Source organism: Pseudoselenomonas caprae (assembly GCF_008271345.1).
GTDB lineage: Bacteria > Bacillota > Negativicutes > Selenomonadales > Selenomonadaceae > Selenomonas_A > Selenomonas_A caprae.
On the sequence record NZ_VTOZ01000003.1, the window covers coordinates 61,653 to 74,134 of the forward strand.

Consider the following 12,482-nt stretch of genomic DNA (forward strand, 5'->3'; position numbering starts at 1 on the left):
AACAATGCCAAGAAAAGGTTCCGTACCTAAGCGTGACGTACTGCCGGATCCGGTGTACCACAGCAAAACGGTTACGAAATTCATCAATAAAGTAATGCTTTCCGGTAAGAAGAGCGTTGCTGAGCGCGTCGTTTATGATGCGTTCGAGACGATCCGTGCCAAAACGGGCAAGGATCCTCTGGAAGTTTTTGAGACTGCTCTCAAGAACGTTATGCCGGTTCTCGAGGTACGCGCTCGTCGCGTCGGTGGTGCAAACTACCAGGTTCCGGTTGAGGTCCGTCCGGACCGCCGCATGACGCTCGGCATTCGCTGGATCGTCAACTACGCACGTCTCCGCGGTGAGAAGACCATGGATGAGCGCCTCTCGGGCGAGCTCATGGATGCCGCTAATAACACGGGCGCAGCAATCAAGAAGAAGGAAGATACGCACAAGATGGCAGAGGCCAACAAGGCTTTCGCTCACTATCGTTGGTAATCCTTTCTTATTTTTATTAAGGAGCGATATTAAAAGTGGCAAGAGAGTATTCCCTTGAAAAAACTCGTAATATCGGTATCATGGCTCACATCGATGCCGGTAAGACGACTACTACTGAGCGTATCCTCTTCTACACGGGTGTAAACCACAAGATCGGCGAGGTTCATGAAGGCGCTGCCACCATGGACTGGATGGTTCAGGAGCAGGAGCGCGGCATCACGATTACGTCTGCTGCAACGACCTGCCACTGGAAAGAGCATCGTATCAACATCATTGATACGCCGGGTCACGTGGATTTCACGGTAGAGGTTGAGCGTTCCCTGCGCGTCCTCGACGGCACGGTTGCAGTCCTGACTGCACGCGGTGGCGTTGAGCCGCAGACTGAGACCGTTTGGCGTCAGGCTGAGCGTTATCATGTTCCGCGCATGGCGTATGTCAACAAGATGGACATCACCGGCGCAAACTTCTTCAACGTTATCGATATGATGCACGAGCGTCTGCAGGCTAATGCCGTTGCAATCCAGCTGCCGATCGGCGCTGAGGACACGTTCGAAGGCATCGTCGACCTGGTCAAGATGGAAGCCATCGTTTATGAGGATGACCTCGGCAAAGTTGCTGACGAGGTTGAGATCCCGGCTGACATGAAAGAGCAGGCTGATGAGTATCGTGAGAAACTCTTAGAGGCTCTCTCCGAGCTCGATGACGAATTCATGGAGAAATATCTCGGTGGCGAAGAGATTTCGGAAGAGGAGATCAAGAAGGTAATCCGTAAGGGTACCCTCTCTGGTGAACTCGTTCCGGTAACCTGCGGTACGTCGTATCGCAACAAGGGCGTTCAGCCGCTGCTCGATGCCATCGTTGATTATATGCCGGCTCCGACGGATATCCCGCCGATCGCTGGTGTAAATCCGGATACTGGTGCTGAAGACCATCGCCCGTCTAGCGACAGCGAGCCGTTCTCCGCACTGGCATTCAAGATCATGACTGACCCGTACGTCGGTAAGCTTGCATTCTTCCGTGTATACTCCGGTGTACTCGATGCAGGTTCCTACGTATTCAACTCCACGAAGGGCAAGAAAGAGCGTATTGGCCGTATCCTCCAGATGCATGCCAACAACCGTAAGGAAATCGATAAGGTTTACTCCGGTGATATCGCTGCTGCTGTCGGTCTGAAAGACACGACGACGGGCGACACGCTCTGCGACGAGAACGCTCCGATCATCCTCGAGTCCATGGAGTTCCCGGATCCGGTTATCTCTGTTGCCGTTGAGCCGGCTACGAAGAACGACCAGGAGAAGATGGGCGTAGCTCTCCAGAAACTCGCTGAAGAGGATCCGACGTTCCGCGTCCGCACGGATCAGGAGACTGGTCAGTGCATCATCTCCGGTATGGGTGAGCTTCACCTCCAGATCATCGTTGACCGTATGCTCCGCGAGTTCCATGTTGACTGCAAAGTCGGCGAGCCGCAGGTTGCATATCGTGAGACGATCCGCAACACGGTCAAGGCTGAAGGTAAGTTCGTTCGTCAGTCCGGTGGTCATGGTCAGTATGGTCACTGCTGGCTCGAGCTCATTCCGCAGGAGCCGGGCGAAGGCTTCAGCTTCGAGAACAAGGTCGTCGGTGGTGCGATTCCGAAGGAATTCATCAACCCGATCGAGGCCGGCGTAAAGCAGGCTATGGAAGCTGGTGTTGTCGCTGGTTATCCGATGGTCGACATCAAGGCTATCGTATTCGATGGTTCCTATCACGAGGTCGACTCCTCCGAGGCAGCATTCAAAGTTGCTGGTTCCATGGCCTTCAAGAACGGCTGCGAAAAGGCTAACCCGGTTCTCCTTGAGCCGTACGTCAAAGTCGAAGTCGTCGTTCCGGAAGAGTACATGGGCGATGTAATCGGCGACCTGAACTCCCGCCGCGGCCGTATCGATGGTATGGAAGCGCGCAACGGTGCTCAGGTCATCAACGGATTTGTTCCGCTTTCCGAGATGTTCGGTTATTCGACGGATCTCCGTTCTAAAACTCAGGGCCGAGGGAACTACAGCATGGAAGTAGCTTACTATGATGAAGTTCCTAAAAATATAGCCGAAAAGGTTATTGCTAAAAACAAAGGCGAATAAGGGAGGAAAAAATTACAATGGCTAAAGAAAAGTTTGAGAGAACTAAACCGCATGTTAACATCGGCACCATTGGTCACGTTGACCATGGCAAGACGACGCTGACGGCTGCAATCACGAAAGTTCTGTCCGAGACGGAAGGCTGCAAGGCTGCTTTCGAGGATTACGCTGATATCGATAAGGCTCCGGAGGAGCGTGAGCGCGGTATCACCATCAACACGGCACACGTTGAGTATGAGACGCAGAAACGTCATTATGCACACGTTGACTGCCCGGGCCATGCTGACTATGTCAAGAACATGATCACTGGTGCTGCTCAGATGGATGGTGCTATCCTGGTTGTTTCCGCTGCTGATGGCCCGATGCCGCAGACGCGTGAGCACATCCTGCTCGCTCGCCAGGTTGGTGTTCCGGCAATCGTTGTCTTCCTGAATAAGGTTGACCAGGTTGACGATGAGGAGCTCCTGGAGCTCGTAGAGATGGAAGTTCGCGAGCTGCTCTCCAGCTACGAATTCCCTGGCGATGACATTCCGGTCGTTGCTGGTTCCGCTCTGAAAGCTCTCGAGGGCGATGCTGACATGAAGGCTAAGATCGTTGAGCTCATGAACGCTGTTGATGAGTACATCCCGACGCCGGAGCGTGACACGGATAAACCGTTCCTCATGCCGGTCGAGGACGTATTCACGATCACTGGCCGTGGTACGGTTGCTACGGGCCGTGTTGAGCGTGGCGAGCTGAAACTGAACGATACGGTTGAGATCGTTGGTCTTCAGGACGAGCCGAAATCCACGGTTGTTACGGGTATCGAGATGTTCCGTAAGATGCTCGATAGCGCTGTTGCTGGTGATAACATCGGTGCTCTGCTCCGTGGTATCGACCGCAAAGAGATCGAGCGTGGCCAGGTTCTCGCTAAGCCGGGCACGATTCATCCGCATACGAAGTTCAAAGCTCAGGTCTATGTCCTGACGAAAGAAGAGGGTGGCCGTCATACGCCGTTCTTCACGAACTATCGTCCGCAGTTCTACTTCCGTACGACTGACGTTACGGGCGTTGTTTCCCTGCCGGAAGGCACGGAGATGGTTATGCCTGGCGATAACATCGAGATGGATGTTGAGCTCATTACCCCGATCGCTATCGAGAAGGGTCTCCGCTTCGCTATCCGCGAGGGTGGTCACACGGTTGGTGCTGGCCGCGTAACGGAAGTTGAAGGCTAATTTCCAAGTCAATTAAACCAATAAGTAAGAGCGGCGCTCGCGTCGCTCTTATTTAAAGGTTTAAAATAATATGGTACCCCCCAATGCGATGACGTGGCAGATGGCTCGGCATTGTCCGAGGGAACTGTTACGGAGAAATGTTTGGGCCGAGAGTCCGGACGATAAGGAGGAAAAACAATTGTCTAAGAATCAAAAGATTAGAATCCGTTTGAAGGCTTATGATCATAAAGCCCTCGATCAGAGCGCAGTAAAGATTGTGGATACTGCAAAGAAGACTGGTGCAATGGTATCCGGTCCGATTCCACTCCCGACGGAGAAAAATATCTACACGATTTTGCGTTCCCCGCATGTCAATAAGGATTCCCGCGAGCAGTTCGAAATGAGAACGCATAAGCGTCTTATCGACATCCTGCAGCCGACGAACAAGACGGTAGATGCGCTGATGCGCCTTGACCTTCCGGCTGGTGTAGACATCGAAATCAAATTATAATCCGAGGAGGTGGAATGAATGTCTAAAGCAATTTTAGGTAGAAAACTGGGCATGACTCAGATCTTCACGGAAGAGGGCAAGGTTGTCCCTGTTACGGTTGTTGAGTCTGGTAACAACATCGTTATCCAGAACAAGACGGTCGAGAACGACGGTTACAACGCTGTCCAGCTTGGCTTCGGTGAAGTTAAGGAATTCAAAGTAAATAAACCAATGAAGGGTCATTTCGCTAAAGCTGGTGTTAAGCCGGTCAAATTCATCCGCGAGATGCGTCTTCAGGATCCTTCTGAATACAAAGTCGGTGATTCCATCGGCGTTGACATATTTAGTGCTGGAGAATTAGTCGATGTTACTGGTACTTCCAAAGGTAAAGGTTTTGCCGGCGGTATCAAACGTCACAACTTCGCCCGTGGTCCTATGGGACATGGTTCCAAATCCCACCGCGAGCCGGGTTCGACTGGTGCAATGATTTCCGGTCCTGGCGGACGCGTGCTCAAAGGCAAGAAACTGCCGGGCCGCATGGGTGGCGAGCGCGTTACGGTTCAGCGCCTCACGGTTGTCCGTGTTGATGCAGACCGCAACCTGATTCTCATCAAGGGCGCAATTCCGGGCCCGAAGAAGAGCTTCGTTGTGATCAAGAATACCGTTAAACCGGGCAAAAACTAATTGGAAGGAGGATAACCTAAATTATGGCTACAGTAGCAGTTTATGACATCACCAACAAACAGGTTGGCGATATCGAATTGAATGACAGCATCTTCGGCGTAGAGATGAACGCAGGTCTTCTCCATCAGGCCGTTGTAATGCAGCTTGCAGCACAGCGTCTCGGCACGCATGCTACCAAGACGAGAAGCTTCGTCCGTGGTGGTGGCCGCAAGCCTTGGAAGCAGAAAGGCACGGGCCGTGCTCGTGCTGGCTCGACGCGCAGCCCGCTGTGGGTCGGCGGTGGTACGGTCTTCGGTCCGCATCCGCGCAAGTACGCTTTCACGATGCCGCGCAAACAGCGTCGTCTCGCTATCAAATGCGCACTTTCCGATAAAGTTAAGAGCGGTGAGCTCGTAGTCCTCGACAGCCTCGATTTCGATGCTCCGAAGACGAGCCAGGTCGTCAAGATGCTTGGCGATTTCAGCGTTGACTCCAAAGCTCTCCTCATCACTTGCGATGAAGCTGAGAACGTAGAGAAGTCCGCACGCAACATTCCGGGTGTAAAAGCTATCAACACGATGGGCCTGAATGTCTTTGATATTCTCAATCATGACAAGCTGTTCATCACGAAGGATGCCATCACCCGTATCGAGGAGGTATTCGCATAATGGAAGCACGTGATATCCTGATCCGTCCGCTGATCACTGAGAGAACGACTCAGCTCATGGCTGAGGGCAAATACGTCTTCGTTGTTGCGAAAGCAGCCAACAAGATTGAGATTGCTAAAGCTGTCGCTGAAGTTTTCAACGTCAAAGTTGAGAAAGTCAACACGGTCAACGTACTGGGCAAAACGAAACGCATGGGCCGCACGATGGGCAAGCGTTCTGACTATAAAAAAGCTATCGTAAAGCTCGCTGCTGGCGAAAGCATCGAGTTCTTCGAAGCATAATCGAGAAAAGGAGGTACATTTAAGTGGCAGTAAAGAGTTTTAAACCATATTCTGCAGGCCGTCGCTTCATGACCGTCGCTTCGTTCGACGAGATCACGGCAAGCAAGCCTGAGAAATCCCTGACTGAGCGCCTGACGAAAAAAGGCGGCCGTAACCAGCAGGGTCGCCTGACCGTTCGCCATCAGGGTGGCGGCCATAAGCGTCTTTATCGCGTGATCGACTTCAAACGCACGAAAGACGGTATCCCGGCTCGCGTCGCTACCATCGAGTACGACCCGAACCGCAGCGCACGCATCGCTCTCCTCAACTACGTGGACGGTGAGAAGCGCTACATCCTCGCACCGAATGGTCTCAAGGTTGGTGACAAAGTTGTTTCCGGCCCGGACGCTGATATCAAAGTCGGTAATGCTCTTCCGCTGAAGAACATCCCGGTTGGTACGACGATCCACAACATCGAGCTCAAGATCGGCAAGGGCGCACAGCTCGTCCGCAGTGCTGGTACGTCTGCTCAGCTCATGGCTAAGGAAGGCGATTATGCACTCCTCCGTATGCCGTCTGGCGAGCTCCGCAAGGTTCACATCAACTGCCGTGCAACGATCGGTGAAGTTGGTAACCTCGAGCATGAGAACATCACGATCGGTAAAGCAGGCCGTAACCGTTGGCTGGGCGTTCGTCCGGAGAACCGTGGTACTGCTATGAACCCGAATGACCATCCGCATGGTGGTGGTGAGGGTCGTTCCCCTGTCGGCCGCAAGAACCCTGTCACGAAATGGGGCAAATGCGCTATGGGTGCCAAGACTCGTCGCAAGAAAGCTTCGGATCGTCTCATCGTCAAAGGACGTACGAAATAATCATAGAAATCGACAGGCTGCCTGATGCCGCCTGACGAAAGGAGGAGACACTTTGTCAAGATCTATTAAAAAGGGACCTTACGTTGCAGAAAGCCTCATGAAGAAAATCGAGGCCCTCAACGAAGCTAACGATAAAAAAGTTGTAAAGACCTGGTCGAGAAGCTCCACGATTTTCCCTGATTTCGTCGGTCACACGATCGCCGTTCATGACGGCCGTAAACATGTACCGGTTTATGTCACGGAAGATATGGTTGGTCATAAGCTCGGCGAGTTCGCACCGACCCGCACGTTCAAGGGTCATGCAGGCGAAGAGCGCAAGACTTCACTGAGATAATTTTGCGAAAGGAGCATACTTGTGGAATCTAAAGCAGTAGCTAAATATGTTCGCATCACTCCGCGCAAAGTTCGTGTAGTCCTGGATCTTATCCGTGGCAAGAACGTTGCAGAGGCATTTGCGATCTTGAAATTCACGCCGAAAGCTGGCGCTGATGTTGTAGAGAAGGTTCTGCGTTCTGCTGTTGCAAACGCTGAGAACAATTTTGATATGGACGTCGACAAGCTGGTCATCAAGACGGCTTTCGCTGACCAGGGTCCGACGCTCAAGCGTATCCATCCGCGTTCCCGTGGACAGGCTTTCAAAATCTTGAAGCGCACGTCCCATGTAACCATCGTCGTAGACGAGAAGAACTAAGAAGGAGGGAAACGGATTGGGTCAGAAAGTAAATCCGCATGGTATTCGCCTTGGCATCGTCAAGACTTGGGATGCTAAGTGGTATGCAGATAAAGATTTTGCAGATAACCTGCATGAAGATATTAAAATCCGTGACTATCTGAAGCAGAGCCTTCAGGCAGCCGGTGTGTCCAGAATCGAGACGGAGCGCAGCAAGAACCGTCTGAAGCTCACGATCCATACGGCTAAGCCGGGTATGGTAATCGGCCGCGGTGGTTCGGGCATCGAGCAGATCAAAGAGGGTCTGAAGAAATACACGGAAAAACGTGTTGACATCAATATTGCTGAAATCAAACAGCCGGATATGGATGCTACTCTCGTTGCTGAGAACATCGCTCAGCAGCTGGAGCGCCGCATCGCTTTCCGCCGTGCAATGAAGCAGGCCGTTGGCCGCACGATGCGTCTTGGTGCTAAAGGTATCAAGGTTGCACTCGGTGGTCGTCTCGGCGGCGCAGAGATTGCTCGTAAGGAGTCCTACCGCGAAGGCAGCATTCCTCTTCACACGCTGCGTGCTGATATCGACTACGGTACGGCAACGGCACATACGACTTACGGCGACATCGGCGTAAAAGTATGGATCTTCAAGGGTGAAGTTCTTCCGGAAAGAAAGCAGCGCAAGGCTGTAGCTGAAGGGAGCGAAGCTTAATGTTATTACCAAAGAGAGTAAAATATCGCAAACAGTTCCGTGGCCGTATGAAGGGTAAAGCTCATCGCGGCAACACGGTTAGCCATGGTGAGTATGGTCTGGTCGCTCTTGAGCCGGCTTGGATCACGAACCGCCAGATCGAGGCAGCTCGTATCGCTATGACCCGTTACATCAAACGTGGCGGTCAGGTTTGGATCAAAATTTTCCCGGATAAGCCGGTAACGGCTAAACCGGCTGAGACCCGCATGGGTTCCGGTAAAGGTTCGCCGGAGTACTGGGTTGCAGTTGTTAAGCCGGGCCGCGTCCTCTTCGAGATGGACGGCGTATCCCGTGAAGTTGCTCAGGAAGCAATGCGTCTTGCAGGCCACAAGCTGCCGATCAAGACGAAGTTCGTTGTCAAAGAAGAGACTAAAGCAGAGGGCGGTGAAGTAAATGAAGGTTAATGAGATTCGTGAGATGAGTGCTGACGAGCTTAACCAGAAACTTGCTTCGCTCAAAGAGGAACTGTTCAACCTCCGTTTCCAGCTCGCTACTGGCCAGCTTGAGAACCCGATGCGTATCAAAGAAGTAAAGAAGACGATCGCCCGTATCAAGACGATCCAGCGCGAGACTGAGCTCAAGGCTTAATCGCAAACTGATATGCAGAAGGAAGGAGGCTCCCTAATGAGCGAAAGAAACGTACGTAAAGTAAGAATCGGTAAAGTCATTTCCGATAAAATGGATAAAACGGTTGTTGTTGCTATCGAAGAACTCGAGCAGCACAAACTGTACAAAAAACCGGTAAAGAGAACGGTCAAGTTCCATGCCCATGATGAGAAAAACGATGCTCATGTTGGCGATAAGGTTTCCCTGATGGAGACGCGCCCGCTGTCCAAGACGAAACGTTGGAGAGTTGTTGAAGTAATCGAGAGAGCTAAATAATCCAAAAAAATCGAAGAAGGAGGTCAAACAATGATCCAACAGCAAACAATCCTGAATGTTGGCGACAACACTGGCGCAAAAGAAATCATGTGCATCCGTGTTCTCGGCGGTTCCTATCGCAAATACGCTAACATTGGTGATATCATCGTAGCTGCAGTCAAATCGGCTGCTCCTGGCGGCACGGTCAAGAAGGGCGATGTCGTTAAGGCAGTTGTTGTCCGCAGCGTAAAGGGCCTGCGCCGCAGCGATGGCTCTTACATCCGTTTCGATGAGAACGCAGCAGTTATCATCAAAGACGACAAGACTCCGAAAGGCACGCGTATTTTCGGACCGGTAGCTAGAGAGCTTCGCGATAAAGACTTCATGAAGATCGTATCTCTGGCTCCTGAAGTACTTTAATTGTGAGGAGGTGCGATTTTGGCATTCGTTAAGATGAACGTAAAGAAGGGCGACACGGTCGTTGTGCTGTCCGGTAAAGATAAAGGCAAACAGGGCAAAGTCGTTACGGCTATGCCGAAAAAAGGTAAGGTTGTTGTCGAGGGCGTCAACAAAGTAAAACGTCACACGAAACCGAACCAGAAAGCTCCGCAGGGCGGTATCCTCGTCAAAGAGGCTCCGATGCATGCTTGCAAAGTTATGCTCGTTTGCCCGGCTTGCTCCAAAGCAACGCGCGTTGCTCACAAAGAAGTCAATGGTAAGATGGTTCGCGCCTGCAAGAAATGCGGCGAAGTTATCGACCAGACGAAATAATCAGGAAAGGAGGAGCATAAGTGGATAGATTACAGGAAAAATATCAGAATGAAGTTTGCAAGGCTATGACGGAGAAGTTCGGTTACAAGAATGTCATGCAGCTTCCGAAAATCGAGAAAGTCATCATCAACATGGGTGTTGGCGAAGCTGTCGGCAATCCGAAAGCTCTGGATTCTGCTGTTGCTGATCTGACGATCATCGCTGGCCAGAAGCCGCTGCTGACTCGTGCTAAGAAATCCCTCGCTGCTTGGAAACTGCGTGAGGGCATGCCAATCGGCTGCAAAGTAACGCTGCGTGGCACGCGTATGTACCAGTTCCTCGACAAGTTCATGAACGTAGCTCTGCCGCGCGTTCGTGACTTCCGTGGTGTAAGCGACAAGGCTTTTGATGGCCGCGGCAACTACGCTATCGGTCTCAAAGAGCAGCTCATCTTCCCGGAAATCGAGTACGATAAAATCGACAAGATCCGTGGTATGAACATTGTTATCGTTACGACGGCACAGACGGATGAAGAAGCCAGAGAGCTCCTGAAACTCATGGGTATGCCGTTCAGTGCATAAGGAGGTAAGGAAATTTGGCTAAGAAGTCTATGGTAGAGAAGTGGAGCAAAGAGCCGAAATTCTCCACGCGCGCTTATAATCGCTGCAAAATCTGCGGCCGTCCGCACGGCTACATGCGTAAATTCGACATGTGCCGTATCTGCTTCCGTGAGCAGAGCTACAAAGGTGCCATCCCTGGCGTAACCAAAGCCAGCTGGTAAGTATTTAAAGTTAAAAGGAGGATATCGATTCAATGGCAATGACTGATCCTATTGCAGATATGCTGACTCGTTTGCGCAATGCAAACAATGTATTCCATGAGAGTGTTGAAATCCCAGGCTCCAAAGTCAAGACCGCTATCGCAGAGGTCCTGAAGGAAGAGGGTTTCATCAATGACTACACCTTCACTGAGGATGGCAAACAGGGCGTTATCTCTGTTTCCCTCAAATACGGCCCGAATCGTGAGAAGGTAATTTCCGGTATCAAACGCATCTCGAAGCCTGGTCTTCGTCAGTATGCAAAACACAATGAGCTCCCGCGCGTTCTTGGCGGCCTCGGTATCGCTATCATTTCCACGTCCAAGGGTATCATGAGCGATAAGCAGGCTCGCAAAGCTGGTCTCGGCGGCGAAGTTGTTGCATACGTTTGGTAATCGAAGTAGTCAGGAGGTGTACAGATGTCAAGAATTGGTAATGCACCGATTGAAATCCCAGCTGGCGTAACCGTTACGGTTGGCGAGGACAATCTGGTCAAAGTAAAGGGCCCGAAAGGTGAACTTTCCCGCCATATTCATCAGGATATGAAAGTAACCGTCGATGGCGCAATCTGCAAGGTTGAGCGTCCGTCCGACGATAAGAACCACAGATCGCTCCATGGTCTGTCCCGTACGCTCATTAACAACATGGTTGTTGGCGTAACGGAAGGTTTCTCCAAGAATCTCGAAATCAATGGTGTCGGCTATCGTGCTCAGCTCAAGGGCAACACGCTGAACCTCTCCCTTGGTTTCTCCCATCCGGTAGTTGTCGAGCCGCCGCAGGGCATCAAATTCGAGTGCCCGTCGGCTAACGCTATCACGGTTTCTGGTATCGACAAGGAAGTTGTCGGCCAGATCGCTGCTGAGATCCGCAGCTTCCGTGAGCCGGAGCCGTACAAAGGCAAGGGTATCAAATATGCTGGCGAGCATATCCGTCGTAAAGAGGGTAAAGCCGGCGCTAAGGGTAAGAAATAAGACACTGATTCGAGAAAGGAGTGAAGTTCTGTGCTTCTTAAAGCAGATAAGAATAAGGCACGTCAGAAACGTCATCTGCGTGTCCGCAACCATATCGCAGGTACGGCAGCTCGTCCGCGCCTCAACGTATATCGCAGCCTGGCAAACATTTACGCTCAGGTCATCGATGATGAGAACGGTGTGACGCTCGTGTCCGCCAGCTCCCAGGATAAGGGTTTCGAGAACTACGGTGGTAACATTGAGGCAGCAAAAGCTGTTGGTGCTGCTGTTGCTAAACGTGCTCTCGAGAAGGGCATCAAAGAGGTCGTATTCGACCGCGGCGGTTATGTTTACCATGGCCGTGTCGCTGCTCTGGCTGAGGCCGCTCGTGAAGCTGGTCTCAAGTTCTAAATCATTGATATAAGGAGGTAAATGAATGGCTAGAAATATGGACAACGAAACTCCAGAGTTCGAGGAGAAAGTTGTATATATCAATCGAGTAGCTAAAGTCGTCAAAGGCGGCCGTCGCTTCTCGTTCAGCGCCCTTGTCGTTGTTGGCAACAAGAAAGGCAAAGTCGGCGTTGGTCTCGGCAAAGCTGCTGAGGTTCCGGAGGCAATCCGTAAAGGCGTTGAGGATGCAAAGAAGAACCTCGTTGAGGTCGCTATCCTCGATGAGCGCACGATTCCGCATGAGATGGTTGGTATCTTCGGCGCTGGCCGCGTAATGCTCAAGCCGGCTGCAAAAGGTACTGGTGTCATCGCTGGCGGTCCGGCACGTGCCGTACTCGAGCTGGCAGGTATCAAAGACATCCTGACGAAGTCCCTCGGTTCTTCCAACCCGAACAACATGGTTCGCGCAACGATGGAAGGCCTCAAAGCCCTCAAGAAGGCAGAGGCTGTTGCTGAGCTCCGTGGCAAGACGGTTCAGGAAATCTTAGGTTAATAGGAGGCTGTACA

General features: G+C 51.8%; 22 protein-coding genes. All 22 read left to right on the forward strand.

What is annotated here, in order from left to right:
* The first annotated feature begins 4 nt into the window (after positions 1-4).
* The 22 genes from rpsG to rpsE all read left to right on the forward strand — a co-directional run bounded on the left by rpsG (position 5) and on the right by rpsE (position 12,468).
* Positions 5-475 carry a 30S ribosomal protein S7 gene (rpsG, locus tag FZ041_RS01980; protein ID WP_005842089.1) on the forward strand — a complete coding sequence of 157 codons (471 nt, stop codon included), beginning with the start codon at positions 5-7 and terminating at the stop codon, positions 473-475.
* Between the two features lie 35 nt (positions 476-510).
* The gene (fusA, locus tag FZ041_RS01985) at positions 511-2,589 is read left to right on the forward strand and encodes an elongation factor G (RefSeq protein ID WP_149188355.1); all 2,079 of its coding nucleotides are present in this window, start codon (positions 511-513) and stop codon (positions 2,587-2,589) included.
* A gap of 17 nt (positions 2,590-2,606) precedes the next feature.
* Positions 2,607-3,800: an elongation factor Tu gene (tuf, locus tag FZ041_RS01990; RefSeq protein ID WP_075441438.1), complete on the forward strand. Its 1,194-nt coding sequence runs from the start codon at positions 2,607-2,609 to the stop codon at positions 3,798-3,800.
* Between the two features lie 178 nt (positions 3,801-3,978).
* Positions 3,979-4,290 (forward strand): 30S ribosomal protein S10, encoded by a 312-nt coding sequence (gene rpsJ / locus FZ041_RS01995; RefSeq protein ID WP_014423834.1) that lies wholly within the window; start codon positions 3,979-3,981, stop codon positions 4,288-4,290.
* An 18-nt stretch (positions 4,291-4,308) separates the two neighbouring features.
* Positions 4,309-4,953, forward strand: coding sequence for a 50S ribosomal protein L3 (gene rplC / locus FZ041_RS02000; RefSeq protein WP_033169667.1), 645 nt, complete (start codon positions 4,309-4,311; stop codon positions 4,951-4,953).
* A gap of 23 nt (positions 4,954-4,976) precedes the next feature.
* Positions 4,977-5,600, forward strand: a complete 624-nt coding sequence (gene rplD / locus FZ041_RS02005; protein ID WP_075441440.1) for a 50S ribosomal protein L4 — start codon at positions 4,977-4,979, stop codon at positions 5,598-5,600.
* Positions 5,600-5,881 (forward strand): 50S ribosomal protein L23, encoded by a 282-nt coding sequence (gene rplW / locus FZ041_RS02010; protein WP_075441442.1) that lies wholly within the window; start codon positions 5,600-5,602, stop codon positions 5,879-5,881. Before rplD ends, rplW begins: the two co-directional genes overlap by 1 nt.
* A 23-nt stretch (positions 5,882-5,904) precedes the next feature.
* Entirely contained in the window at positions 5,905-6,732 is an 828-nt protein-coding gene (gene rplB / locus FZ041_RS02015) for a 50S ribosomal protein L2 (RefSeq protein WP_075441444.1), read from the forward strand.
* Between the two features lie 52 nt (positions 6,733-6,784).
* On the forward strand, positions 6,785-7,066 hold the full coding sequence (gene rpsS, locus FZ041_RS02020) for a 30S ribosomal protein S19 (RefSeq protein WP_075429286.1): 282 nt from the start codon (positions 6,785-6,787) through the stop codon (positions 7,064-7,066).
* A gap of 21 nt (positions 7,067-7,087) precedes the next feature.
* A complete protein-coding gene (rplV, locus tag FZ041_RS02025; RefSeq protein WP_075429284.1) occupies positions 7,088-7,423 on the forward strand; it encodes a 50S ribosomal protein L22 in 336 nt (111 codons plus the stop codon).
* Between the two features lie 16 nt (positions 7,424-7,439).
* Positions 7,440-8,108, forward strand: a complete 669-nt coding sequence (rpsC, locus tag FZ041_RS02030; protein WP_075429282.1) for a 30S ribosomal protein S3 — start codon at positions 7,440-7,442, stop codon at positions 8,106-8,108.
* The gene (gene rplP / locus FZ041_RS02035; protein WP_075429280.1) at positions 8,108-8,551 is read left to right on the forward strand and encodes a 50S ribosomal protein L16; all 444 of its coding nucleotides are present in this window, start codon (positions 8,108-8,110) and stop codon (positions 8,549-8,551) included. Before rpsC ends, rplP begins: the two co-directional genes overlap by 1 nt.
* Positions 8,541-8,735 (forward strand): 50S ribosomal protein L29, encoded by a 195-nt coding sequence (gene rpmC, locus FZ041_RS02040; RefSeq protein WP_033169659.1) that lies wholly within the window; start codon positions 8,541-8,543, stop codon positions 8,733-8,735. Before rplP ends, rpmC begins: the two co-directional genes overlap by 11 nt.
* Positions 8,736-8,771: 36 nt before the next feature.
* On the forward strand, positions 8,772-9,029 hold the full coding sequence (gene rpsQ / locus FZ041_RS02045; RefSeq protein WP_033169658.1) for a 30S ribosomal protein S17: 258 nt from the start codon (positions 8,772-8,774) through the stop codon (positions 9,027-9,029).
* A 30-nt stretch (positions 9,030-9,059) separates the two neighbouring features.
* The gene (gene rplN, locus FZ041_RS02050; protein ID WP_075429278.1) at positions 9,060-9,428 is read left to right on the forward strand and encodes a 50S ribosomal protein L14; all 369 of its coding nucleotides are present in this window, start codon (positions 9,060-9,062) and stop codon (positions 9,426-9,428) included.
* Between the two features lie 33 nt (positions 9,429-9,461).
* Complete coding sequence (rplX, locus tag FZ041_RS02055) at positions 9,462-9,779, forward strand: 50S ribosomal protein L24 (RefSeq protein ID WP_173432698.1); 318 nt, start codon at positions 9,462-9,464, stop codon at positions 9,777-9,779.
* Between the two features lie 20 nt (positions 9,780-9,799).
* On the forward strand, positions 9,800-10,339 hold the full coding sequence (rplE, locus tag FZ041_RS02060) for a 50S ribosomal protein L5 (protein ID WP_075429274.1): 540 nt from the start codon (positions 9,800-9,802) through the stop codon (positions 10,337-10,339).
* A 14-nt stretch (positions 10,340-10,353) separates the two neighbouring features.
* A complete protein-coding gene (locus FZ041_RS02065) occupies positions 10,354-10,539 on the forward strand; it encodes a type Z 30S ribosomal protein S14 (RefSeq protein WP_033169654.1) in 186 nt (61 codons plus the stop codon).
* A 32-nt stretch (positions 10,540-10,571) separates the two neighbouring features.
* The gene (rpsH, locus tag FZ041_RS02070; protein ID WP_075429272.1) at positions 10,572-10,970 is read left to right on the forward strand and encodes a 30S ribosomal protein S8; all 399 of its coding nucleotides are present in this window, start codon (positions 10,572-10,574) and stop codon (positions 10,968-10,970) included.
* Positions 10,971-10,994: 24 nt separating this feature from the next.
* Complete coding sequence (gene rplF, locus FZ041_RS02075) at positions 10,995-11,546, forward strand: 50S ribosomal protein L6 (RefSeq protein ID WP_075429271.1); 552 nt, start codon at positions 10,995-10,997, stop codon at positions 11,544-11,546.
* Between the two features lie 30 nt (positions 11,547-11,576).
* On the forward strand, positions 11,577-11,936 hold the full coding sequence (gene rplR, locus FZ041_RS02080; RefSeq protein WP_075429269.1) for a 50S ribosomal protein L18: 360 nt from the start codon (positions 11,577-11,579) through the stop codon (positions 11,934-11,936).
* Between the two features lie 25 nt (positions 11,937-11,961).
* Positions 11,962-12,468, forward strand: a complete 507-nt coding sequence (gene rpsE, locus FZ041_RS02085) for a 30S ribosomal protein S5 (protein WP_075429267.1) — start codon at positions 11,962-11,964, stop codon at positions 12,466-12,468.
* Positions 12,469-12,482 lie beyond the last annotated feature (14 nt).